Raw genomic sequence first — 24,193 nt, forward strand, 5'->3', positions numbered from 1 at the left:
TTTTATTTAGTTACTAAACGTTTGCATTTCAATGAGCCGTTTATAAATACCGTTGTTGCTGAGTAGTTCCTGGTGGGTGCCTTGCTCGGCCACCTGGCCGTTATCCAGTACAATGATCAGGTCCGCGTTCTGAATAGTGCTCAGGCGGTGGGCAATCACCAGGGATGTGCGGTTCTTCATCAGGTTATTCAGCGCATCCTGCACCATTTTCTCGGATTCGGTATCCAGGGCGGAAGTGGCCTCGTCCAGCAGCATCAGCGGCGGATTGGAGAGCACGGCGCGTGCAATGCAGATACGCTGCCGTTGTCCGCCGGAGAGCTTGGACCCTTTATCCCCGATATTGGTGTTGTAGCCGTCTTCGGTTTTGCTGATAAAATCGTGTGCGTTGGCAATCCTGGCTGCGGCCTCTACCTCTTCCATGGTGGCGTCAGGTTTGGCAAAAGCAATATTGTTAAAGATGGTGTCATTAAAGAGGATGGACTCCTGGTTTACAACGCCCATGAGTGCCCGTAAAGATTCCATTGTAACAGACTTCAGGTTTTTGCCATCTATCAGGACGCTGCCTGACTGCGGGTCCATGAAACGGGGGATCAGGTCCATCAAGGTGGATTTTCCGCCGCCGGAAGGGCCCACCAGCGCCACCGTGGAGCCTTTGGGTATGCTGAGGTGAATGTTATTCAGTACTTTCTTCTCGCCGTAGGCGAAAGAAACGCCATCAAAACGAATCTCATTGGTAAAGCCGTTTAAGGTAGCAGCATCGGGTGCGTTGGTGATAGCCGATTGCTGATCGATCAGCTCCAGCACCCTGTCGCCCGCCGCAACGCCTGAATGGATATTGCTGAACGCAGTGGAAATAGCTTTTGCCGGGCGCATAATCTGGGAGAAGAGGGCAATATATACAACAAAGGTAGATCCGTCCATATCCCCCTGGTTATTGATAATAAGCGAACCGCCATAAAACACGATACCGGCCACCATTAAGACCCCTAAAGTTTCAGAAACGGGCGACGCCAGTTGCTGTCTTTTAGCCATTGAGCGGGATATCTTGGAATACTTGCGGTTTTGTTCATCAAAGCGGTTGGTAATAAATCCAACGGCATTAAATGCCTTTACGATCCTGATGCCGTTCAGCGCCTCATCGAGGTAGCTGATCATCATGCCGTAAGTTTGATGGGAAGCGGTAGCCTGTTCTTTCAGTCGTTTTACAATCCGCGATATAATGAGGCCGGCTACCGGAATCACCAGCATCGATACCAGCGTTAATTTATAGGAGATAAGGAACAGGATGACGAGGAAAGAGATCAATTGGGCCGGTTCTTTAAATAACACCTGCAGGGTACCGGTTACTGTATACTGTACTACCTGGACATCTGATGCAATCTTAGAAATGATATCTCCCTTTCTTTCATTGCTAAAATAACCGAGGTGAAGGTTCATTACATTGTTGAATACTGATTTACGCAGGTTCAGCAAGGTTTGTATGCGCAGGCTTTCCATGGTACGATCTGCGAAATAGCGGAACAGGTTGCCTATTAATACTGAGGCGGCAATACAGGCGCAAACAAATTCCAGGCTTTTGATTTTACCATATTCACTGGCAATAGTGGTGGTGTAATGTTTAAATACTTTGAAAATATCAAAATAATTGTCCGGCATGGGAACAATTTTCTGATTGAGGTCCTTGTTGAACAACGTTTCCAGCAAAGGCGCCAGCAATGCAAGGTTCAGCGTGCTGAATATTACAGACAACAGTACACAGATGATATAGGGGATCGCAAATTTATTAATAGGTTTAGCAAATGATAATAATCGGAAGTATGTCTTCATATTTTAATAATAATCGTATAATGATTAAGACGGTGCATAAAAAAAACCGCATCGTTGCTGATGCGGTTCCTTAAGTTTTAATTTCCTTTTTATCAATAACTTAAAGAATATTTTTCGGTCGCACATTCAAGCCAGCAGATCACCAGTAAAAACTGCAATCAGGGCTCAAAAATAGCCCTTTTGGCTTAATTGTCAAAAGATTTGATCGCCATCGGCTGGCGGCGTTATAGCTGCGTGAGGATTTTTAGCGCCCCGGTGTCTTTATATTGAACCATCAGTTGTTTCAGGTGCTCTTTTAAGGTAGCGGTGAGTTTCTCTGTGCCTTTCCGGCCATAAAGATTGTTTACCTCGTGCGGGTCCTGCTTCAGATCATACAGTTCCCAGCTGTTGGACTCCCCGTAGAAGCGTACCAGCGTGTATTGTTCTGTACGGATACCGAAGTGCGGGTATACATGGTGGGGCTCCGGAAATTCGTAATAGTGGTAATAGGCTTCTTTTCTCCAGGGAACATTTCCGGCATTTGCTTTCAGCAGCGGTAAAAAGGAGGTGCCTTGTATATCAGCGGGTACTTTTACGCCGGCGATGTTCAGGAAAGTGGGGGCCCAGTCGATGTTCAGCATCAGCTGATTGATGGAGGTACCAGGCTTTATTACGCCGGGGTATCTGATCACAAAAGGTGTACGTAATGATTCTTCATAAATAAAGCGTTTATCAAACCAGCCATGTTCTCCCATATAGAAGCCCTGATCAGAGGCATATACGACGACTGTATTTTTTGAAAGGCCTGATTTATCGAGATAGTCCAGCAGCTGGCCGATGTTCCTGTCGAGCGATTTTGCCGTGGCCAGGTAATCTTTCAGGTAGCGCTGGTATTTCCATTCTACGAGGGCATCACCTGTTAGTTTTTGTTCATCAAATTCTTTGCTGATCTTATTTTCATAGTAATCAATAAATGCCTTTTTTTGTTCCGGCGTAAAGCGGCCGTAGATCCCTTTTTCGTAATTGGCATGCACTTTCAGGTCTTCTTTCAGGCGCATGGTTTTATCGATGGTCATGTCCTGGTTTTGTGCTGCCAGGCGGTTTTTGTAATCATCTTTGAAAGTGGCCGGGAGGGGAAATGTTTTATCGTCGTATGCACCGAGGTCCTGGACATCCGGCAGCCATTCGCGGTGTGTTGCTTTTTCGCCTACTACCAGGAAGAAGGGTTTGGAAGTATCGCGTTTGTTGAGCCAGTTAACAGAAAGGTTGGTAATAATATTGGTTACATAGCCTTCTATGCGGGTGGTGTCGTTTGGACCGATGATATCAGGGTTGTAGTATTGGCCCTGGCTGTTGAGGATACGCCAGTAGTCGAACCCCTTTGGCAAACTGCCTAAATGCCATTTACCTATCCAGGCAGTCTGGTAGCCGTTTTCCTGCAGCAGGGCAGGGAATAGTTGCTGTTCTACATTAAACCTTTTCTCATTGAGCGTGTAGCCGTTGATGTGACTATACTTACCGGTAAGCAGGGTAGCCCTGCTGGGGCCGCAAATGGAATTGGTGACCAGGGCATTTTTGAAAATGGCCCCCTGGCTGGCAATCCGGTCGATGTTAGGTGTTTGTACCAGTTTGCTGCCATAGGCGCTGATAGCCTGGTAGGCATGGTCATCGGAGAAAATGAAAATAATATTAGGGCGTTGTTGCTGCGCATAGCTGCTGGCAGTGAAGAGGAGTAATAATCCCCAGGTTTTTTTAAGATAGTTTGCGGAGAAGAATTTCATGTTCAAAGTTTTATCTTTTGACGGGTTATGTTCCGTGGTTTTATCAAAGATATTTTAGCGGCCACCCTCCGGCGACCGCATCTCAAAAAAATCACTTTTCCGCCACCACCTTAAACTCCTCAAACACCACCTCAAACGGCAACTTCCCCGGTGCAGCGGCCACAGGGCCTATCTGCACTTTACCACCGGGAGGAAAATAGGCCAGTCGCAGCATATCAAATTTCTTATTATCAAAGGAATATTCAATCTGTACATAGTCGCCTTTACGCAGTAACTTCAGCCACATGCTTTTGGGGCTATCGTGGCGCGGAACTACCGACCAGTCGGATACTTCACGGGTTACCACGGCGCTTACGTTCTGTACGCCGTCTACATATTCGATACCGGTTTTAATCCAGTTTTTGGCGTCCTTGCGGATCATCAGGCCGGCCTGGTGGAACAACTCTTTATAATGTCCGGTAATTTTTACCGTGGCGGTAAAATCGCCTTCCTGTTCCTGGAAATAAAAAGGGCCGTTATCGCGGATGAAGCCGTAGTGGGTTACCTGCCAGTAGTCGGTACCGGGGTCAACGGTCACGTTTATCTTGTTGTGGTCTGCTGACCATTTCTGAGGAGTGTTATACCATTGCATTGTTTGTGCTTTTAGTCCCATACTCATCGCTATGAAAGCGGATAATGCTACCAGTTTTTTCATCATGTTTCCGTAAAAATTTTCTGTAAGATGATAAATATTCTCCGGAATGGGTAATTTTTAGTGATGGGTAGCTGCTCCGGATTTGTTAACTTTAAGAACCCTCTTTAACCCGCCTGTTAAATGTTATGAATATGCGCGAAGAAAACCCTCAAGTAACAAAAAGAAAGTCTGTTGCCATTATTGTAGCCCATCCCGATGATGAAACGCTGTGGGCCGGAGGTACCATCCTGTTTCATCCGCAGTGGAACTGGACCATCATCAGCCTGTGCCGCGCCAGTGATACAGACAGAGCCCCTAAATTTTTTAAGGCATTACAATTGTACGGAGCACAAGGAGTTATGGGAGATATGGACGATGGTCCCGAACAAACGCCATTGCCGGAAGAGGTGGTGGAAAACCAGGTGCTGGCGTTATTGCCGGTGCAGCATTACGACCTGGTCATCACCCATCATCCGCGCGGGGAATATACGCGGCACCTCCGCCACGAAGAAGTAAGCAGCGCCGTGATCCGGCTGTGGCAACAAGGCAGGATCACAGCAGATGAGCTCTGGGCGTTTGCTTATGAAGACGGATTAAAGTCCTATTTCCCGGAAGCTATTCCTGAAGCAACTATTTATCATGTGCTGGATAAAGATCTCTGGCAACGAAAATACGAGGTGATCACTCAAACGTACGGATTTAAGGTCGATAGCTGGGAAGCAGCCACCACGCCGCTGGCGGAATCATTCTGGTGTTTTAATAACAGCATGGAAGCCCATCAGTGGCTCAACAGTTTACCGTTTGAATTATGAAAGTACTTTTGTTATTTGATTATCCGCCGGCTCCCGGTGGACTGGCAACACAAGGAAATTTATTGTACCATGGCCTGCTGGAAATAGGTGTAACTGCGCTGGCGGTGCACTACGACTCACCACTGGAAAAGGAATGGTACTACAACTCGTTTAAGCCGGATGTGGTGGTGGGCGTAGGTTACTGGGGATATTGCCCGCAGTTGATCCTGCATCCGCAGCAATTTGGTGTGCAGCCGGTTCCGTGGCTGGTGGCCGATGGATATATCGCCAACTACCAGGAGGTGCTGAATAAACTGCCGCTGATCCTCGTTACCTCGCAGTGGGTAAAGGAAATGTATATACGCGACGGCATCAACGGCGATAAAATCGCCGTACTGCCGGTTGGTTGCAATACCAACAGGTTCGCGCCGCTGCCTAAAGATCATCCGCGGGTGAAAGCCGTGCGGGAATCAATGGGCGTGGCGCCGGATGAGCTGATGCTGCTCACCGTAGGCGGCGACGCCTGTTCAAAAGGAGCCAGGGAAGTCATGCAGGCGCTGTCGCAACTCAGCAGTGAAGTGCCCGGCAACTGGAAGTATATCTGTAAAGTATGGCCGCAGCCGCGCACCAGCATACAAAATAAAGCCGACCTGGCACTGGCGGAAGAACTGGGGCTGGGTGGCAAGGTGCAATATATTACCAGCATTGTTTCAAGGGAGGAGATGCCTTATCTCATCAACGCCTGCGATATTTATGTGGCCCCATCGCGGCTGGAAGGCTTCGGGATGCCACAGGTAGAAGCTGGCGCCTGCGAAAAGCCGGTGATCGGCATCCGCGCAATGGGCATGCTGGATACGCTGGTAGATGGCGAAACCGCACTGCTGGCCGGTGTGGCAGAAGAAATTGTGCTGAATGAAGTGATGGTTGGTAAAGAGTCGGGTTTCGAGACGGAAAAGAAGGTCGTATTTTCTACGCCCCGTACAGTGGACTACCGGGCAGATATCAACGATATCAGGCAGCATTTGCAACGGTTAATGACAGATGCCGCCTACAGGGAACAGTTAGGAAAAGCTGCAAGGAAAAGAGTAATAGCAAATTTTGATTACCGGTTGATAGCAAGGCAGTTTGTGCAGCTGATGCATGAAAAACTTAATATCCGCTGAACATGGAAGCTTCTTCCTGGTTAACCATCAACGCAGCCAGGGATGCCGCCCTGAAGGTATTGCTGCATAATGTAAACGGACCGTTTCACGGCCTCCCCCGCACTGCGGGATGTGGATATCCTGAGCCATATACAAGGGATCTGCTGCTGTCCTTTTTAGGCGTAGGCGTTACCGGCAACCCCGTGCTGATCAACAGCATCCGGAAGGTGCTTGAAACACTGGCGAAAAATCAAACGCCACACGGACATATCCCTTCTCTCGTACACGACAAACAGGACCTGGGCGCGAGCGACACCACGCCGCTCTTCCTGCTGGCAGCAGGCATGTATCGCAAGCTGTCGGGTAATGAGCAGTTCCTCGAAGAAGCGGTGAACAGATCATTGCAGTGGATGGAATACCAAAGTCCTTCAGATCGTTACCTGGTGGCCCAACAGCCTACCAGCGACTGGCGCGATGAACAATGGGTGCTTGGTTACGGCCTCTTTGTAAACACGCTCGTGTATAGTTATCTCCGCATCCTCGGGCATCATGAACGCGCAGAGAAAGTACGGCAGGCAATGGGCAGATTTACCATCACCGGTGGGGTGCAGCACCGGCATGTACACGAAGGACTGGTCGTAAAACACAAACCCTATTACGCCATGTGGTCTTATAAGGTATTGAGCAGCGAACGGTTCGACCTGCTGGGCAACAGCCTGGCCATCCTCTCCGGCATTGCAGCCCCCACCAGGGCAGCGGAAATGGTATCCTGGATCGAAGACGAGTGCGCGGAACTGATAAAGAATAACCAATTGGCTGTAAAACTGCCGCCTAACTTCTTCCCCTATACGAAACCGGGCGACAACGACTGGCACGAACGGTATGCTTCTTTTAATCTTCCAGGGGAATATCATAACGGCGGCATCTGGCCTTTTATCTGTGGCTTTTATGTAGCTGCACTGGTAGCGGCAAAAAAATACCGGCTGGCAGAAGAAAAACTGCTGGAGCTCACCCGGATTATAACTATCTCCAACAGCGGCACGGTGGATTATGGTTTCAACGAATGGCTGAAAGCCCAGGATGGTACCGCAAAAGGGCAGGAGTGGCAAACCTGGAGCGCAGCACTGTACCTGTATGCCGCGAAATGTGTGGAAGAAAGACGTACCCCGTTTTTTGAAGAAATGAGAATGCGGTAACCTGTTTCATGATAACTTGATGAAAGATTAGTGAAACTCGTTCGTCAATTGATGGTAACTTTACGCGCATTATCCCTTGTTTAAACTTATGAAGATGAATACTTACAGATCCCTGCTGCTGGTGGCAGTTCTGAGCACTACACTCGCTGCCTGCGGAAGCCTTGAAATGGCCGGACCGGATAACGTTACCCCGGTAATACCACCGCCTACCACACCACCTGTAACAGGCAATAATAAAATTGAAGGTACCTGGAACTTTGCAGGCGTCCGTGTAAACAGCATCGCCACCATATCGGAATCCGGCGCCAAAGCCACGCTCTACAACGACTACACCACCTTCAATAATAAAGGGGTAATGGTGATTGATGGAAGTACTTTCAAAATTACAGGCCTGAGCTATTCCATTGATGCGGTGATCCGGAATGTCCTTTACATGGATGGCGTACTGGTAAGCGATATGCAAATGCCTTTTCAGATGGATATGGATCCATATAATGCATCCAACCCTTATAAACTGGTGGGAGCAGATTCCATTTATTTCAGCGCAGGTGTAATGGAAACCCCTTCCTATGGAGGCGGCACTACAGAAGTACAGGCGGCAGGCGGAAAAATTTCCTGGAGCGGAGATACGCTGTTGCTGACAATCAATCTTAACCAGGTACAATCTGCCGCTGTTATGTCAGGTTTTGAAGTGATGAAGCTGGTAAAACAAAAATAAAACAGTCACCGGTTATTTTCCGGAAGAAAGATAACCGGTGATGATCCTTATTTTTTGCGGGCATCAGCTGCCTGCCAGATGGATTTGATCGTTGCTTCATCATTCATCCCGTCCGGGCACTGCGCGGAGCGTGTATTGGCGCGGTATTTCAATCTTGGCATCCTGCGTCCCAACGTAACTACACGGGTAACCGGCATCTGCAAATGGCCATTGGCGTCATGCGCTGCTACCCATTGATGTGCATATTGCAACCAGTTGTGCCGGTATTGTTCCGGTTGCTGATAAAACCAGCTGATTTCATCAAAGCCCCACGGGTAAATGGTAGTGGTATCCGGCACACCGGGGTGATCGCTGATACCAAAATTATCCAACTCCACCAGGTAAGGCATTGACGCGGCTTTCCAGCCACTGGGTGTAATACCGCCTTTGCTTCTCCCGAAAAGGGCATCTGTAAAACCCATTTCCAGGATACCTTCCTGTGGATGCGCAGGGACCGATTTAATACGCAACGGAAACGAGTTAAAATCCAGTAAGCTTTTGCCATTTACCACCATACCGCCCGATGGCGTGTGTGCATCGAGTAACACCCAGTGATGGCGGGTGTGATCTTTTGCATAGGCCCGTAATTTTTCCAGGAAGGCCGCCCATTCCGTCAGCTGCGGATCTTCCATGCCTATCAGGGCAATTTGCCCGAGGTGCAGCGCTTCGCAGCCTACTTCCATATAGGTGCCGGCCAGGAACATAAACCAGAGCTGCGTTTCCACCCGCGTAATATCGGGTACGCTGTTGCCTTTACTCCAGTGATTGACCAGTTTCCCTTTTGTATTCAGCATGCTGTCGTAACGGAAACGCCGGTCTTCCGACGGTAATCCCAGTGCTTTGAATGCCCATGCCGGAACAGGAATGGTGTTTACCTGTTCACTGATTTGCTCAAACAGGGCGGCCTGGAAAATTACTTCCGGGTCATTTTTCTGTACTTCCTGCACCAGCCGTTTGGCCTGGTGAAGAAAATCTTTGTTGTTGAGCACCGATTCCCCGCCCCAGCGGTAAATGGCCCTGCCTATGAACTTTGCGCCAATGTTCCTGATCAGGCGGATATCATCTTCCTTGTTGGGATAGGGCGCATCGGAGGCGTAAGGATCTACTGAAAGAAATTCAGTCATGGTAACCGCATGATCCAGGTAATATTCCAGAGCGGGGCGGGTAATGCCTTTTCCGTTGAAGGAGGGTGGTTGTGAGCGGGCGGTCATGGCCCACAAACTAATGCCTGCAGCCAGCAATGCTGCTGCCGGACGCTGAGTGAATGCTAACATGTCGTGGAATAAATTTTGAAAACAAGATACTTTTTTTCGTTTTCCGGGAATAACATTTTTGGTTGTGTGGTACAATTGTTTTTATATTGGGGTCATTAAAACGAGCCAGCCAGCATATGAGTTTACTGCCGGATACTTTCCCCGTCCTGTCTACGCCCCGCCTTCACCTGATTGAAATTGAACATTCGCATCAGCCGGATCTGTTTTACCTGCTCACGGATAAACGGGTGACCCGGTATTATCATGTAATCCCGTTGAGTGAGGTGGCCAGTGTTCGCCCGGTTATTGATCTTTTTAAAAAGCGCTTTTCCGATAAGCAGGGCATCCGCTGGGGTATTGCCCTTGAAGAAAAAACATCGTTGATCGGTTTCATCGGTTTCAATAATTATGAAACAGAAGATACGGTTCCGCTGGTGTTTGCGCTGGTACAGGAATACTGGGGCAAAGGCTACATGGCCGAAGCCATTGAGGCCGTGGTGCAGTATTGCTTCTCCAAACTGGGTCTGAAAAAAATCGTTGCAGATGTATTACCCGGCAACGAAGCCTCGGAAAGGGTGCTGACTAAAGCAGGATTCCATCATGAGGCCCTGGTGGTGAAGGGGATGATCTGGGACGACAAAGGATATGATGTTAACCGCTATGTAAGGGATTACAAAGCGCCCGACCTGTAAGCATCTTTATTGTCCGCGGTTCAGGACGCAGCAATACGGGTTCCTGTAAACAGGAACAATAAAGACACTCACAGGAATTACAGATGTAGGATTAAGCTTTTTTAGCGGCAGTTTTCTTGGGAGCAGCTTTCTTAGGCGTCACCTTTTTATCGGCGGCTTTGGGAGTGTTGGCTTGAGCTTTGGGTGCAGCAGCTTTTTCGGCAGCAGCTTTCTTCTTCGGCTTGGCAGGTCCTTTTGGCTTATCTGTCAGTCCTGCTAACATCGCTTTAGTGGCCTTTTTTACGTTCCGGAGAAACTTTTTCTCTCCCAGCTTCTCTTTTAGTTCGCTTAATGCGGTTAATACTTCGGCTACTTTTACACCAGCTTCTTTTTTAAGATGCTTGCCGGTCGGTTTACTCGAATCAGTCATGGAGCATTATTTATTTACAAAAACAATTATATTCGAAATTAACAATTAAATAATATTGGCAATGTTAAGTTTTATAATGCCGTGATTTATAAAGAATATTCTGATCTTAGCGAAACGGAAATCAGCTATAAATTCATTATATTGGGGTAGGCTACCTTCCTTGTGTCGGAGCTTGTTATTGTTTTAACCATAGGGGTATGGGTTCAAGAGATGTTATTATTATAGGTGGGGGCTTATCGGGTCTCACCAGTGCTATTCATTTATCGAAAGCAGGATTACAGGTAACCGTAATCGAAAAAAGTAAATATCCTTCGCACAAAGTATGCGGGGAATATGTTTCCAATGAAGTATTACCATATCTGCAGTCACTCGGGGCAGATCCTTCGGTATTACATCCTTCCCGGATCAACCGGTTAATCATTTCAGATCATTATGGTAAAACGCTGGAAACGACGCTTCCATTGGGAGGTTTCGGGGTAAGCCGGTATGCGTTCGACCAGTTCCTGATGCAGAAGATGACCGAAAACGGGGTGGAGTTAATTGAAGATACCGTCACCAACGTGGTATTTGAAAACGACCGCTTCTTCATTGATACCAACAGCTATGGCGTTTTTTCCGCGCCGGTGGTGTTGGGCGCTTATGGCAAAAGAGCCGCACTCGATGGTAAGCTTGCCCGTCCGTTCTTTAATGAGAAATCGCCCTGGCTGGCCGTGAAATCCCACTACCGTGGCAGCTTTCCGGCCGATACTGTAGGACTCCATAATTTCGACGGCGGCTATTGCGGCGTATCAAAAGTGGAGGATGATATCCTGAATATCTGTTACCTGGTGAGTTACGAGAGTTTTAAGAATTTCAAGCAGATAGAATCACACCGGGAGCAGGTGCTATACCGTAATCAGCACCTGAAGGATATTTTTGAAAACAGCACCGCGTTGTTCGACAAACCTTTAACCATCAGCCAGGTGTCTTTCACAGATAAAGAAAAGGTACTGAATCATATATTGATGATCGGCGATACCGCTGGTCTTATTCACCCGCTTTGCGGCAACGGCATGGCTATGGCCATACAAAGCGCACAGATAGCATCCGATAAGGTGCTGGAATATTTTTCAGCTCCCACCCGGAACCGTTTATTGATGGAACAGAACTATACGAAAGCCTGGAACAAAATGTTCAGCGGCCGTATGCGCACCGGTCGTGTACTATCCCGGTTGTTCCGCAATGAAAAGCTTTCTGCTACCATGATGAAAGGACTGATCCTCTTCCCCGGCCTGCTGCCGGGAATCATCCGTCGCACTCATGGGAAACCGTTAAATGCCGTACCGGAATGCGTGTAAACACCCGGCACCGGAGCCAGGCTACCGAAATCATGGACGATTTCAGTATGGAAGGCGATCTGCTGAAGGCTACGTTGGATAAAATCGCACAAATCAACGCTTTACTGGGCGGCAACCGCGTCACCCTTGAAGGCGTTGCGGCCCTCCTGAAAGATATTCCTGCCAATCAGAAAGTTACCATCGTGGATATCGGCTGTGGTAATGGTGACATGCTGCGGCAACTGTCGGACACCTTTTGTTCCCATAGAAAAATAAAACTAACCGGCATCGATGCCAACCAGGCCACGGTAACGCATGCACGGAATTTATCAAAAGATTATCCGCACATTGAGTATTATTGTCAGGATATTACACAGTTATCCTTCCGGGAGCAACACTATGATATTGTTTTATGTACGCTTACACTGCATCACTTTAAAGAGGCAGAAATCAGGGAGCTGATGAAAATCTTTTACCGGCAGGCCCGGAAAGGAGTAGTGATCAATGATCTGCACAGGAGCGCATTGGCATACCGCCTGTTTCAACTGGTATGCTTTGTGTTCAATTTAAACAGGATGGTCAGGGAAGATGGACTGGTATCCATTCTCCGGGGATTTAAAAAAAGAGAATTACAACATTTATCGGCAGAACTTAATATTGATCAGTATTCCCTTAAATGGAAATGGGCGTTCCGGTATCAATGGATAATCAATAAATTATGAGCGTTAAAATTCAGACTGTCACAAAAGCACTACCGCCTTACTCAAGAACCACCGCCGAAATTATTCCCTTCCTATCATTATGGCTCCAGGGCCAGGAAGAAAGATTTATCCGCAAGGTGATCAAGATCTTTGAGAGCGCCGGCGTGGATAAACGCTATTCTATTATGGGACCTGAAGAAGTATTTACCAATACTTCTTTTGAAGATAAAAATAATATCTACCAGCGGGAGATGATTACCCTGGGCCGGACCTGCCTGCAAAGCGCGCTGGATAAAGCCGGTTTGAATGGAACTGACCTCGACTATATCATCACCGTGAGCTGCACCGGCATCATGATCCCTTCTTTAGATGCATACCTGATCAACGAACTGCAGCTGCGTCAGGATATTATACGCCTGCCTGTTACTGAAATGGGCTGCGCAGCCGGTGTGTCGGGGATCATCTACGCAAAGAAAATGCTGGAAGCAAACCCCGGTAAAAGAGCCGCAGTAATAGCAGTGGAATCGCCTACCGCCACGTTCCAGCTGGACGATTATTCGATGGCCAATATCGTTAGTGCAGCCATCTTCGGCGATGGCGCCGCCTGTGCGATCCTCTCTTCCCATGAACAGGATACCGGTCCGGAAATTATCGCAGAAGAAATGTATCACTTCTATGACGCGGAATACCTGATGGGATTCCATCTCTCCAACACCGGTTTAAAAATGGTGCTGGATATAGAAGTACCCGAAAAAATAGAAGCACACTTTGGAGATATCGTACACCCTTTCCTGGCAAAAAATAATCTTACGATCGAAGATATCGACCACCTCATTTTTCATCCCGGCGGGAAGAAGATCATTACCCTCGTGGAAGAATTGTTCCGCAGTATGGGAAAGAAACTGGACGATACCAAGGAAATTCTGCGGTTGTATGGCAACATGTCCAGCGCTACGGTGTTATATGTATTGGAAAGATTTATGGAGCAGTCGTTGCCTGCGGGCGATAAAGGACTGATGCTGAGTTTTGGACCGGGCTTTTCGGCACAAAGAATATTATTACAATGGTAACAGAGTTTGCATCTTACTGGGCGTTAATACTGGGAGGCAGCAGCGGGCTTGGACTGGCATCCGCGCGTAAGCTGGCGGCACATGGCATGAACATTTGCATTGTACACCGTAACACCCGCGTGGAATTAACGGATATCCAGCAGCAGTTTGAGGAGATCAGGTCATTAGGCGTGCAGCTGCTGACGTTTAATACAGATGTGCTCAACATTGAAAAACGTGCAGAAATTTTGCAGCAGTTGCAGGAAGCTATGGGTACGGGGCGTATCCGTTGCCTGTTGCACAGCATCGCACGGGGCAACCTCAAAGCGTTGCCGGACCTGCAGGCGGATGATTTCAATACCACCATCGGGCACATGGCGGTGAGCTTGTATGAATGGTCGGCAGATATATTGAACAGGCAACTGTTTGCTGCAGATGCACGTATCCTCTCTTTTACAAGCGATGGTAGTTACAAAGCAATGGCGCACTATGCGGCGGTATCTGCGGCGAAGGCGGCACTGGAATCCATTACCCGCAGCATAGCGCTGGAATTTGCGCCGCACGGGGTTAGGGCCAACTGCATCCGTGCGGGGGTGACTGACACCGCATCATTGCGGAAAATTCCGGGCAGTGAGGCATTGCTGGATTACAGCAGGAAGAGAAACCCTTTCGGGCAGCTCACCACACCGGAGGATGTAGCGAATGTAGTATACCTGATGTGCCGGGACGAAGCCGCCTGGATCAATGGCGCCATTATACCGGTCGACGGAGGAACACATATTCATTAGCGTATGACAAAAGAAGAGATCCTGCAGCACTTACCATATGCACCGCCTTTCCTGTTTGTGGATGAACTGGCATACATCGATGAAGAAAAGGTAACGGGTATATATACTTTTCACGCAGATATGCCTTGCTATAAAGGCCACTTTAAAGGGTTGCCTGTTACGCCGGGTGTATTGCTAACGGAAGTAATGGCACAAACGGGGCTGGCTTGTTTAGGTATTTATCTTTTGAGAGAAGAGATCCATAAGCAATTGCCCACGGTAGCTATGACCTCCACTCACATCGACTTTTATTTGCCTGTGCCACCCGGTGAAACGGTGAGGGCGGAGGCAACGAAAATATACTTCAGGTTTAACAAATTGAAATGCCGCGTAGCGTTGTATAATGCTGCCGGCGCATTAGTCTGCGACGGAACGATGGCAGGCATGATCATCAATAACAAAAATGAATAACAGGGTTGTCATAACAGGCTTAGGAGTGGTAGCGCCAAACGGCACCGGCATCGCCGCTTTCCGCGAAGCGATCAAAAAAGGTATATCCGGTATCCGTTATGATGAACAACTGGCTGCCCTGAAATTTTCCTGCCAGATTGCAGGTAAGCCGGAGGTTTCCGAAAGCTTGCGGCAACAATATTTTGAAGAGCTGGAATTAAGGCAGCTGGGCAGTTCCGGTATTATTTACGGCGTAATAGCCGGTATGCAGGCCTGGGCAGATGCGGGTTTGCCAATAGCACAGGAAACGCCCGACTGGGACAGCGGTACTATTTTTGGCGCCGGTAGTTCCGGTGTGGAGAAATTCCGCGAAGCCGTTTATAAGGTAGATGATTTACAGGTTCGCCGTTTAGGCAGCACTGCGGTTACGCAAGCCATGGCCAGTGGCATCAGCGCTTTCCTCGGTGGCAAACTGGGACTTGGCAACCAGGTAACCACCAACTCTTCTGCCTGTACCACCGGTGCAGAAAGTGTGTTGCTCGCCTGCGAACGGATTAAGTACGGTCATGCCAAACGTGTGCTGGCCGGCAGTACCAGCGACAGCGGTCCCTATATCTGGGGTGGCTTTGATGCCATGAAAGTAAGCACCTTTAAATATAACGAACGCCCGGAAGCCGGTTCCAGGCCCATGAGCGCCACCGCGAGCGGTATTGTTCCCGGTAGTGGGGCAGGAGCGCTGGTACTGGAGTCGCTGGACAGCGCGCTGGAACGCGGCGCTACTATTTATGCGGAAGTACTGGGCGGTCATATTAACTCCGGCGGTCAACGGAACGGCGGCAGTATGACGGCCCCCAATCCCGCTGCGGTGCAGCGTTGCATTACCGCGGCGCTTCAACAGGCCGGTGTGCAGGGCGCTGATATTGACCTGATAAACGGTCACCTTACCGCCACCGGAAAAGACGCGGAAGAAATAGCCAACTGGTGTAGTGCTCTTCAGCGCAGCGGGAAAAACTTTCCTTACATCAATGCACTGAAATCGATGGTAGGGCATTGCCTGAGCGCTTCCGGGAGCATTGAACTGGTAGCGGCGGCACTGCAGCTCAAGGAAGGTTTTATATCTCCCAATATCAACTGCGAAGACCTGCACCCCGATATTCAGGCACTGGTAGACCGGGAAAGAATTCCGGAACAGCTATTGTATAAAGACATAAATTTAGTGGCGAAAGCGAGTTTTGGTTTTGGAGATGTAAACGCTTGTATTATTCTGCAAAAATACCCGCAACCTTAAACGAAATAACATGGACAAAGAAACATTCATTGAGCAGTTAAGAGAAATAGTAAGGCCCTATGCTAAAAATCAGGAAGCACTGGCCACCATCAGTACTTCCACCGATTTTATCAACGATCTCAAAATTAATTCTGCCAACCTGGTAGATGTGGTACTGGATGTAGAAGAGAAATACGATATCGTGATCCAGAACGAAGAAATGGAACGCATGCTGAACGTGCAGGCGGCCCTCGATATCGTGGAAGCCAAGCTCAAAGAAAAATGATCGGCAACGACATTATAGATCTCCGGGCAGCCGCCATGGAAAGCCGTATTCACCGGAAAGGTTTCCTGGAAAAATTGTTCCTGCCCGAGGAAATCAGGATGATCCGTAATGCTGCCGCACCGGCAGTGCTCACCTGGTTGTTGTGGAGTTGCAAGGAAGCCGCGTATAAAATAGTGAACCGTAATACCTGCGAAAGACGATACGCTCCACAGCGATTTATGTGCCAGGTGGAACAGGATGTTACATCCGATATGATTGCCGGCAACTATACCGGCACGGTGGTATATGAACAGCATACCTATTATTACCAGAGTTTTATCACAGATCATTACATCCATACCTGTGCGGCCACAAATCCCCGGCCGGTGCAGGATGCAGCTGTGTTTATAAAGCAGGTTGCCGGCGAAGACTATCTGAATTTTATGCAGGAAGTACTTTCCCCGCAGGAGTTTTTTTATAAAGACGATCATGGAATACCGTATATCCTTCACCGTGAAAATGGCAGGCGCTCTCCTGTTTCTGTAAGTCATCACGGGCAATATTGCGGAATCCTAAAGGTGGATTTTAGCCTACCGGTAACCAGGTGACGCCCGGCCTCCTCCCTAACAAACAATACCCGGAACCAGTCATTAAATTAGGTCTCCACCCCTCATCATGATCAATTTGTAGGTATGTATATACATAATGCTAAGAAAGCACCATTATGGAGCAAAATAGCATCAAAATGGCATGTTATTATAGCCGATATTTACCATTATTAAACAACCAGACAGCTATAGTAAAAATTCACGGGCCTCCCCGTTGTATAAGTACAGTGTACAATTAATTGCAGAAAATTATGTTCCAACGTTGTGTCAGACTCACCATCTGCTCTCTTGCATTTTTATACGCGTGTAATAATGGCGATACACCCGGTAAACAGCAGGAAAAATTGCCTGAAATTGTAGATTACAATTTTGATATACGGCCTATCTTATCGGATAAGTGCTATGCCTGTCATGGTCCGGATGCCAATAAACGGGAAGCCGGTCTGCGCCTGGATATTGCCGACAGCGCCTATAAAGCGCTCCGTGAAACACCGGGCGCACATGCGCTCGTACCCGGTAATCCTATGGCTTCTGTATTGTACCAGCGCATCAGCACCACGGATACTTCTATGCGCATGCCTCCGCCATCCTCCAATATGTCGCTTAGCAACTATGAAGTAAAGCTGATTGAAAAATGGATCAAACAAGGCGCAAAGTATAAACCACACTGGGCCTTTGTGGCGCCGGTAACACCGCCGCTGCCCAAAGTAAACAAAGAGAAATGGGCACGTAATGAAATAGACCATTTTGTATTGGCCCGCATGGAAGAGAAAGGGTTGGAACCCAATCCCGCTGCGGATCATGAGAGATTGCTCAAACGCCTTTGCCTCGATCTTACCGGCCTGCCGCCATCACCCGAAAGAATGGAGCGCTTTGCCAAAGATACCAGCGACGCCGGATACGAACGTATGGTAGATGAACTGCTGCAGGACAGCGCCTATGGCGAAAAGATGGCAGTGCACTGGATGGATGTGGCCCGTTATGCTGATTCGCACGGCTACCAGGACGATAACTACCGCAGCATGTGGCCGTGGCGGGATTGGGTGATCCACGCATTTAATGAAAACCTGTCTTACAAAGATTTTATTACCTGGCAGATCGCAGGAGACATGATCCCCGGCGCTACCCGGGAACAACTGCTGGCCTCCGGCTTTAACCGCAATCACAAAATTACGGAAGAAGGAGGTGTAATAGACGAAGAATACCGCATAGAATATGTTTCTGACCGCACCAATACATTTGGTAAAAGCATGCTCGGCATCACCATCGAATGCGCTCACTGCCACGATCACAAATATGATCCGTTCTCACAAAAAGAATATTATGAACTCTTTGCCTTCTTTAATAACGTAAAGGAAGTAGGACTGGAATCGGCGGTGGGCGGCCCGGAAACCTACGCCAAAACGCCCTATATGGAGATCACGAAAGACGATCTCAAAGGAGTGCTGAAATTTATTAATAAACAGGACAGCAACAGGCTGATCGTATCTGTAATGGGAGAGAAAGACACTACCCGGAAAACGTATATCCTTGGCCGTGGTAACTATGACAACCCTACGCTGGAAGTGCAACCTGAAACGCCACATGCGGTGCTGCCGTTTGATGTGAAACAATATCCGGCCAATCGCCTCGGACTGGCCAACTGGCTGTTCGATAAGCGAAATCCACTCACCGCAAGAGTGTTCGTGAACCAGCAATGGCAGGAAATATTCGGCAGGGGCATCGTTAAAAGTACCGGCGATTTCGGTATGCAGGGCGATCTGCCTACCAACCCGCAACTGCTCGATTGGCTCGCGGTGGACTTTATGCAGCACGGCTGGAATATTAAACGTCTCATGAAACAAATGGTCATGACCACCACCTACCGGCAATCGACCGCCATTTCCAAAGACAAACTAAAAGCAGATCCCGAAAATATTTACCTCTCCCGCGGACCGCGGTTCCGTTTACCCGCAGAAGGAGTGCGCGACCTGGTGCTGAAAAGCAGCGGGCTGCTGGTACCGGTGATCGGTGGCCCCAGCGTAAAACCTTATCAGCCTAAAGGCTTATGGGAAATGGCTACATCTGGCAGGGGAATCCTGGCCAGCTACAAACAGGACCATGGTGAAAGCCTGTACCGCAGAGGGTTGTATACCTTTATCAAACGTACAGTGCCACCGCCCTCCATGATGATCTTTGACGCCAGCAACCGCGACCAGTGCGAAGTGAAACGAGCAAACACCAACACGCCCTTGCAGGCGCTTATCATGCTCAATGATCCTACCGTGCTGGAAGCTTCCAGGGTACTGGCATCCAGGCTGCTGCAAAAAGATAATAACAGCTCCAGGAATATCCGGCAGGCCTTCCGTTTAATTGTTTGCCGTACACCGCAACCACAGGAACTAACCTTGCTGGAGAAGTATTATGACCAGCAACAGCAGCTGTATAAACAACAGCCGGCCAGCGCAGTAAAGTTGCTGCAACATGGAGAATACCCGATGGCGCAACACCTCGACAATGCCTCATGGGCTGCCATGATGCAGGTGATCACCACCATCTATAACCTGGAGGAAACACTTTCAAAAACATAACGATCGTATAGTCACGCATAATAAAGGACGATGAAAAACGAATTCATAGAACACCACCTGAATATGAACCGCCGCAAGTTCTTGTCGCGCCTGAGCCTTGGCGTAGGCAGCCTTGCCCTGGGTTCATTACTGGTACCTGACCTCTTTGGTAAAAACAGCGGGGAAGAAGCGCCTTTCATTCCCGGCATGCCGCACTTTGCACCCAAAGCCAAAAGGGTAATTTACCTGTTTCAGAATGGCGCGCCCTCACAACTGGAGAGCTTCGATTACAAACCGAAGCTGCGGGAAATGATGGGACAGGAACTGCCGGCTTCCATCCGTATGGGGCAGCGCTTAACAGGCATGACATCGGGACAGTCGTCTTTTCCGCTGGTAGGTTCGCACTACGATTTTCACCAGTATGGCGAAGCGCGCGCCTGGGTCAGTGATCTGTTTCCGCATACCGCCAAAATAGTGGACGATATCTGTATTGTCCGTTCCATGTTTACGGAAGCGATCAACCACGATCCGGCCCTTACCTTTTTCCAGACCGGGGCACAACAAGGTAACCGCGCCAGCTTTGGCTCCTGGATGAGCTACGGCCTCGGCAGCGAAAATAAAAACCTCCCCGCATTTTGCGTGCTGCTGTCGAGAGGTAAAGGAAACGGGCAAGGCGTATATTCCAAGTTATGGTCCAATGGATTTTTAGACAGCATCCACCAGGGCGTTCAGTTCAGCAGTGGTGAAAGTCCTGTGCTGTACCTGAATAATCCTGAAGGCATTGACATGGCTAATCGCCGCCAGATGCTGGACCAGCTCGCCGCATTGAATGACCAGTCGTATAAAGAATTTGGCGACCCGGAAATCAATACGAAGATCCAGCAGTACGAAATGGCTTACCGCATGCAAACGGCGGTACCGGAGCTGACGGACCTCTCCAAAGAATCGGACGATATCATTAAACTATATGGACCGGATTGCCTGGTGCCCGGCACTTTCGCTGCCAACTGCCTGTTGTCCAGGAAGCTCTCTGAAAGCGGCGTGCGGTTCATCCAGCTGTACCACCAGGGCTGGGATCAGCATGGCAACCTGCCCAATGAAATGGCCGGACAGGCAAAAGATGTAGACCGTGCTTCCGCGGCATTGATCACTGATCTGAAACAACGTGGCCTGCTCGATGAAACGCTGGTAATATGGGGCGGTGAATTTGGCAGAACCAACTACTGTCAGGGTAAAATGACTGCCGATAATTATGGCCGCGATCACCATCCCCGTTGCTTCTCCATCTGGATGGCCGGCGGTGGCGTAAAACCCGGCATCGTATACGGTGAAACCGATGAATTCGGATATAATATTATAAAGGATCCGGTACACGTGCACGACTTCCATGCCACCATCCTACACCTGATGGGACTGGATCACGAAAAATTAACTTTTAAACACCAGGGACGCCGTTACCGCCTCACAGATGTGGCCGGCAAAGTAATCCCCGGATTGATGGCCTGATAAATACTGTTATAATGGAAAGAAGAAAATTCATACAGACGTCGGCGTTAGTAACCGCCTCCTTTTATATTTCCCGCGATCTTTTTGCCAAACCAAAAGGACCGGTATACGGCCACAATAATATGCGGTATGCGCTGGACACCAAATGGGGAACGCTCGACAGCAGCCGGTACCCGGTGAAAGATTGCCATGAAATGGTGCAGGACAAAAAAGGCCGCATCATCCTGCTGACCAACGAAACAAAAAATAATATTCTTATCTATAATAAATCCGGCAAACTGCTGGAAAACTGGGGCCATGAATTCCCCGGCGCACACGGACTTACACTCAGCAATGAAAATGGTACCGAATACCTGTTCATTACGGATACCGAGAAACACCAGGTATACAAAACAACGATGGAAGGTAAAATTCTGCTGACTATCGACTATCCCGCTGAAACAGGCGTGTATAAGAAGAAAGAGGAATTTGTACCTACAGAAACAACCGTGGCAGACAACGGCGACTTTTATATTGCCGACGGCTATGGTGCGCAATATGTAATGCGCTATGACCGCAATGGTAAACTGCTGGGTTATTTTGGCGGAAGGGGTCAGGGAGATGAACACCTGGACAATGCCCACGGTATCGTGGTAGATCACCGCAAAGGCACGCCTACGCTCATTGTTACCGACAGAACACGGAATTGCTTTAAACGCTTCAGCCTCGACGGACAGCTACAGGAAGTAATTGCGCTGCCCGGCGCCTGCGTATGCCGCGCGGTTATAAAAGGCGATCACCTGTATGCAGCCGTATTACGCTCGCCTAATATGGATAAGGAAGGCAGTGGTTTTGTAACGATATTGGATAAAGACAACAAGGTAGTTTCCAATATCGGTGGCACCGCACCGGTATATACCGATGGAAAACTGCAGCCCATGCAGCAGGCAGAGAAAATATTTGTACATCCGCATGACGTATGTGTGGATAACGACGGGAACCTCTATGTGGCACAATGGGCCTCGGGGAAGGTGTATCCTTATAAACTCAGGAGGGTATAATGACCGCGAAACAGACATCCAGATGGCAAAGCGCAGGCAGCAGCCTGTTATTTGCCGGAAATATTTTTATCCTTTTCCTCGTGATCTTTGGCAACAGGGTGGTGTTACCTCCCTGGTTGCAGGTGCTGGGGCGCATGCATCCTTTGCTGCTGCATTTTCCAATTGTACTGATTCTTGTAGCATGCATTTTAACGTTTATCCGTTTGCGTGAGCCTGCTGCTGAAGCGTGGAAACAACAGCTGGCATCTGTGTTACTGCTTACCGGCGCACTCAGTGCAGTCGTTACCGTTATCATGGGCCTGTTTTTATCAGGTGAAGAAGGATACAACGGCAGTGGCACTTTACAGTGGCACAAATGGAGCGGCGTGACAATGTGCTGGCTGGCCTCTTTCTTATACTGGTTTGGACAATCGGAGAAAAGCCGGCCGCTGTTACAGAAGGGCGGTGTGCTCATCACCGCGGCATTGCTGGTGATCACCGGTCACCTGGGAGCTGATATCACGCACGGCGAAAACTTTGTGCTGGCGCCGGTAAACCCGGCGGGTAAAAGACCACAGGTGCCCTTCGACCAGGCGCTGGTATATGAACACCTGGTGAAACCGGTGTTGCAGGAGAAATGTATGAACTGCCACAATGCGGGCAAGGCAAAAGGGGAGCTGGCAATGGAGCTGCCGCAACAACTGCTGAAAGGTGGAAAGAGTGGTAAACTGTTTGTTGCCGGTAAACCGGACATGAGCCTGCTGATGGAAAGACTACACCTGCCACTGGATGCCAAAAAACATATGCCGCCGGCAGGAAAGCCGCAGCTTACACCAGAAGAAGCGGACCTGTTGTATTACTGGATCAAAGGCGGCGCTGATTTTAAAACAAAAGTAGCCGCATTACCTGCAAAGGATAGCCTGCGGTTGCTGGCCGCAGCCATGTTAGAGCCAGCCGCATCGACAGCTCCTGTATACAACTTTGCCGCAGCAGATGAAAAGCTGGTACAAAAGCTGAATAACAATTACCGTGTTATTTACCCGGTAGCGTTAAATGCAGCCCCACTTGTAGTTAACTGCTATAATAAAGATCAGTTTAACAGCAAGTCCATTGAAGAACTGCTCCCGCTGAAAAAGCAGATCATAGAAATGCACCTGCAGAAGATGCCGGTACAGGATGCCGATCTGAATATCATTGCACAGTTTCCGGAGCTGCGCGTGCTGAACCTGAGCTTTACTAACGTAAAGGGACAAACGCTGTCGGCCCTGGCAAAGCTGCCGCACCTGGAAAGCCTTTCGCTGTCCGGCACCCCCGTTACCTTACAGCAGCTACAGGTACTGAAAACAGCACCTGCGTTGAAGGAGTTATACCTCTGGAACACGGGACTCACTGCTGCTGAACTGGACAAGCTCCCTGCTGCATTTAAACAGGTAGCCATCATCAAAGGATTTACAGACGATGGTAAACAACTATTAAAACTGAATCAGCCTTTATTACTGAATACCGCTTCTGTTTTCCACAGTACGGCACAACTGCTGCTGAAGCATCCCATAAAAGGGGTGGAGATCCGCTACACTACTGATGGATCAGTACCAGACAGCATCAACTCGCCGCTGTTTAAAGACAGCCTGTTGCTGCAAAACAATACCACCATCCGTGCCATTGCCTGCAAAAAAGGCTGGTACGCCAGCGACCCGGTGCAGTTCAGTTTTTATAAATCTACGTATATCCCTGACAGTGTGGTATTGCTCACGCAGCCGGACGGAACTTATGCCGGTAGTGGCGCCAAAACCTTATGCGATGGGCAGAAAGGCGGTATGGATCAGGGCAACGGAAAATGGCTGGGCTATGTAAAAGAACCTATGTCTGCCATGCTGCTTTTCAAGCAGGCCATACCCTTGCAGTCAGTATCGGTAGGCATCTTACGAAATATTAACGGGTATATTTTTCCACCCGCCAAAATAGAAATATGGGGTGGGGCAGATGCACAACACCTGAAGCTATTGAAACGGATTATTCCGGCAGCAGGAAAAAAAGACGACCCCGCCGCCGCTATGGAAATAGCGGCAGCTTTCCCCGTTACCAACGTTTCCTGTGTAAAAGTAGTGATGGAACCCCTGCTGAAAATACCGGGCTGGCATCCTGGTAAAGGAAACCGCGGATGGGCATTTGCAGACGAGCTGTTGTTGAATTAGC

Annotated in this window: 22 protein-coding genes; 17 read left to right on the forward strand and 5 right to left on the reverse strand. The window is 48.9% G+C overall.

Annotated features, from left to right (window positions below; all coding sequences use genetic code 11):
- Nucleotides 1–6: 6 nt before the first annotated feature.
- From ACLHR0_RS21345 to ACLHR0_RS21355, 3 genes are all read right to left on the reverse strand, one after another.
- Nucleotides 7–1,827, reverse strand: a complete 1,821-nt coding sequence (locus ACLHR0_RS21345) for an ABC transporter ATP-binding protein (protein WP_436489336.1) — start codon at nucleotides 1,825–1,827, stop codon at nucleotides 7–9.
- A gap of 224 nt (nucleotides 1,828–2,051) precedes the next feature.
- Nucleotides 2,052–3,587 (reverse strand): sulfatase family protein, encoded by a 1,536-nt coding sequence (locus tag ACLHR0_RS21350; protein WP_436489338.1) that lies wholly within the window; start codon nucleotides 3,585–3,587, stop codon nucleotides 2,052–2,054.
- A 91-nt stretch (nucleotides 3,588–3,678) separates the two neighbouring features.
- The gene (locus ACLHR0_RS21355; RefSeq protein WP_429065350.1) at nucleotides 3,679–4,284 is read right to left on the reverse strand and encodes a DUF1349 domain-containing protein; all 606 of its coding nucleotides are present in this window, start codon (nucleotides 4,282–4,284) and stop codon (nucleotides 3,679–3,681) included.
- Nucleotides 4,285–4,412: 128 nt separating this feature from the next.
- Between ACLHR0_RS21355 and ACLHR0_RS21360 the strand changes: the two genes are divergently transcribed.
- The 4 genes from ACLHR0_RS21360 to ACLHR0_RS21375 all read left to right on the forward strand — a co-directional run bounded on the left by ACLHR0_RS21360 (nucleotide 4,413) and on the right by ACLHR0_RS21375 (nucleotide 8,107).
- Entirely contained in the window at nucleotides 4,413–5,072 is a 660-nt protein-coding gene (locus ACLHR0_RS21360) for a hypothetical protein (RefSeq protein WP_429046797.1), read from the forward strand.
- Complete coding sequence (locus tag ACLHR0_RS21365; RefSeq protein ID WP_436489340.1) at nucleotides 5,069–6,214, forward strand: glycosyltransferase family 4 protein; 1,146 nt, start codon at nucleotides 5,069–5,071, stop codon at nucleotides 6,212–6,214. The genes ACLHR0_RS21360 and ACLHR0_RS21365 overlap by 4 nt, the downstream gene beginning before the upstream one ends.
- Nucleotides 6,215–6,216: 2 nt before the next feature.
- The gene (locus ACLHR0_RS21370) at nucleotides 6,217–7,389 is read left to right on the forward strand and encodes a glycoside hydrolase 100 family protein (RefSeq protein ID WP_436489341.1); all 1,173 of its coding nucleotides are present in this window, start codon (nucleotides 6,217–6,219) and stop codon (nucleotides 7,387–7,389) included.
- 94 nt (nucleotides 7,390–7,483) lie between these two features.
- A complete protein-coding gene (locus ACLHR0_RS21375) occupies nucleotides 7,484–8,107 on the forward strand; it encodes a hypothetical protein (protein ID WP_370911444.1) in 624 nt (207 codons plus the stop codon).
- A 47-nt stretch (nucleotides 8,108–8,154) separates the two neighbouring features.
- Here the strand turns inward: ACLHR0_RS21375 and ACLHR0_RS21380 are convergent, their stop codons facing one another.
- Nucleotides 8,155–9,420 carry a hypothetical protein gene (locus ACLHR0_RS21380; RefSeq protein ID WP_436489343.1) on the reverse strand — a complete coding sequence of 422 codons (1,266 nt, stop codon included), beginning with the start codon at nucleotides 9,418–9,420 and terminating at the stop codon, nucleotides 8,155–8,157.
- A gap of 116 nt (nucleotides 9,421–9,536) precedes the next feature.
- On the opposite strand from ACLHR0_RS21380, the gene ACLHR0_RS21385 reads away from it, so the two are divergent.
- Entirely contained in the window at nucleotides 9,537–10,091 is a 555-nt protein-coding gene (locus ACLHR0_RS21385; RefSeq protein ID WP_429046805.1) for a GNAT family N-acetyltransferase, read from the forward strand.
- Between the two features lie 91 nt (nucleotides 10,092–10,182).
- Here ACLHR0_RS21385 and ACLHR0_RS21390 read toward each other — a convergent pair whose 3' ends face one another.
- On the reverse strand, nucleotides 10,183–10,500 hold the full coding sequence (locus ACLHR0_RS21390; RefSeq protein ID WP_370911447.1) for a hypothetical protein: 318 nt from the start codon (nucleotides 10,498–10,500) through the stop codon (nucleotides 10,183–10,185).
- Nucleotides 10,501–10,697: 197 nt separating this feature from the next.
- Here ACLHR0_RS21390 and ACLHR0_RS21395 point away from each other — a divergent pair, with 197 nt between their 5' ends.
- The 12 genes from ACLHR0_RS21395 (at nucleotide 10,698) to ACLHR0_RS21450 (ending at nucleotide 24,192) form a co-directional block, all read left to right on the forward strand.
- Nucleotides 10,698–11,837, forward strand: a complete 1,140-nt coding sequence (locus tag ACLHR0_RS21395) for an NAD(P)/FAD-dependent oxidoreductase (RefSeq protein WP_429046807.1) — start codon at nucleotides 10,698–10,700, stop codon at nucleotides 11,835–11,837.
- Nucleotides 11,828–12,538 carry a methyltransferase domain-containing protein gene (locus ACLHR0_RS21400; protein WP_429046809.1) on the forward strand — a complete coding sequence of 237 codons (711 nt, stop codon included), beginning with the start codon at nucleotides 11,828–11,830 and terminating at the stop codon, nucleotides 12,536–12,538. The genes ACLHR0_RS21395 and ACLHR0_RS21400 overlap by 10 nt, the downstream gene beginning before the upstream one ends.
- Complete coding sequence (locus tag ACLHR0_RS21405; protein ID WP_436489346.1) at nucleotides 12,535–13,587, forward strand: type III polyketide synthase; 1,053 nt, start codon at nucleotides 12,535–12,537, stop codon at nucleotides 13,585–13,587. Before ACLHR0_RS21400 ends, ACLHR0_RS21405 begins: the two co-directional genes overlap by 4 nt.
- Entirely contained in the window at nucleotides 13,581–14,354 is a 774-nt protein-coding gene (locus ACLHR0_RS21410; RefSeq protein ID WP_436489348.1) for an SDR family oxidoreductase, read from the forward strand. The genes ACLHR0_RS21405 and ACLHR0_RS21410 overlap by 7 nt, the downstream gene beginning before the upstream one ends.
- A gap of 3 nt (nucleotides 14,355–14,357) precedes the next feature.
- Entirely contained in the window at nucleotides 14,358–14,804 is a 447-nt protein-coding gene (locus tag ACLHR0_RS21415; protein ID WP_429046815.1) for a 3-hydroxyacyl-ACP dehydratase FabZ family protein, read from the forward strand.
- Nucleotides 14,797–16,071 (forward strand): beta-ketoacyl-[acyl-carrier-protein] synthase family protein, encoded by a 1,275-nt coding sequence (locus ACLHR0_RS21420; RefSeq protein ID WP_436489350.1) that lies wholly within the window; start codon nucleotides 14,797–14,799, stop codon nucleotides 16,069–16,071. Before ACLHR0_RS21415 ends, ACLHR0_RS21420 begins: the two co-directional genes overlap by 8 nt.
- Nucleotides 16,072–16,081: 10 nt before the next feature.
- Nucleotides 16,082–16,336 (forward strand): acyl carrier protein, encoded by a 255-nt coding sequence (locus ACLHR0_RS21425; RefSeq protein WP_370911454.1) that lies wholly within the window; start codon nucleotides 16,082–16,084, stop codon nucleotides 16,334–16,336.
- Nucleotides 16,333–16,923, forward strand: coding sequence for a 4'-phosphopantetheinyl transferase family protein (locus tag ACLHR0_RS21430; protein WP_429065341.1), 591 nt, complete (start codon nucleotides 16,333–16,335; stop codon nucleotides 16,921–16,923). Before ACLHR0_RS21425 ends, ACLHR0_RS21430 begins: the two co-directional genes overlap by 4 nt.
- A 251-nt stretch (nucleotides 16,924–17,174) precedes the next feature.
- Nucleotides 17,175–19,493, forward strand: coding sequence for a PSD1 and planctomycete cytochrome C domain-containing protein (locus ACLHR0_RS21435; RefSeq protein ID WP_436489353.1), 2,319 nt, complete (start codon nucleotides 17,175–17,177; stop codon nucleotides 19,491–19,493).
- Nucleotides 19,494–19,523: 30 nt separating this feature from the next.
- Nucleotides 19,524–20,978: a DUF1501 domain-containing protein gene (locus tag ACLHR0_RS21440; protein WP_436489354.1), complete on the forward strand. Its 1,455-nt coding sequence runs from the start codon at nucleotides 19,524–19,526 to the stop codon at nucleotides 20,976–20,978.
- Between the two features lie 14 nt (nucleotides 20,979–20,992).
- On the forward strand, nucleotides 20,993–22,018 hold the full coding sequence (locus tag ACLHR0_RS21445; protein WP_370911460.1) for a 6-bladed beta-propeller: 1,026 nt from the start codon (nucleotides 20,993–20,995) through the stop codon (nucleotides 22,016–22,018).
- Nucleotides 22,018–24,192 carry an FN3 associated domain-containing protein gene (locus ACLHR0_RS21450; protein ID WP_436489356.1) on the forward strand — a complete coding sequence of 725 codons (2,175 nt, stop codon included), beginning with the start codon at nucleotides 22,018–22,020 and terminating at the stop codon, nucleotides 24,190–24,192. The genes ACLHR0_RS21445 and ACLHR0_RS21450 overlap by 1 nt, the downstream gene beginning before the upstream one ends.
- The last annotated feature ends 1 nt before the right edge of the window (nucleotide 24,193 follow it).

Source organism: Chitinophaga sp. ARDCPP14, from assembly GCF_051362515.1.
In the GTDB taxonomy this organism is placed as follows: domain Bacteria; phylum Bacteroidota; class Bacteroidia; order Chitinophagales; family Chitinophagaceae; genus Chitinophaga.